This is a genomic window from Xenorhabdus szentirmaii DSM 16338 (genome assembly GCF_002632585.1).
GTDB lineage: Bacteria > Pseudomonadota > Gammaproteobacteria > Enterobacterales > Enterobacteriaceae > Xenorhabdus > Xenorhabdus szentirmaii.
Genome location: NZ_NIBV01000041.1, coordinates 1 through 475 on the forward strand (window position 1 = coordinate 1; position 475 = coordinate 475).

Below are 475 nucleotides of genomic sequence, written 5' to 3' on the forward strand. Positions count from 1 at the left end.
TCATAGTGGGTGTAATAATTATCTCTTTGTGAAGATAATAATTAATATATACCTGTTATCTTTCAAGTTGCCTCTTTGTTGGCTGCACTCATTCACCCCGGTCACATAGTTATCTATGCTCCCGGGGATTCGCTCCCTTGCCGTCGCGATGCATCTTGAAATCTATTGGGTATATAACGAATTATAGCACCCAAAATGCTGGTAAGAAAAATACCAGCATTGTCAGTCACTTACTTATTCTCTTTAGTCAATAATCTTTCCAGCTCATCACCCCCCACATGCCGGAAATCCAGTCCCTTAACATAGTAGAAAATGAATTCACAAATGTTCTGACAACGGTCACCAATTCGTTCAATAGAACGGGCACAGAGCAGCGCTGTCAGCACACTTGGGATAGTTCGGGAATCTTCCATCATATAAGTCATTAACTGGCGGACAATACCCTCATACTCTTTATCCACCTTCTTGTCTTCGT

The 475-nt window shown here is 41.5% G+C and carries 1 protein-coding gene; it reads right to left on the reverse strand.

The window, feature by feature from the left end; all coding sequences use genetic code 11:
• Positions 1 to 230 precede the first annotated feature (230 nt).
• Positions 231 to 475, reverse strand: a 245-nt coding sequence (locus Xsze_RS21550; RefSeq protein ID WP_280176096.1) for a PhoU domain-containing protein, incomplete at its 5' end; no start/stop codon positions are given.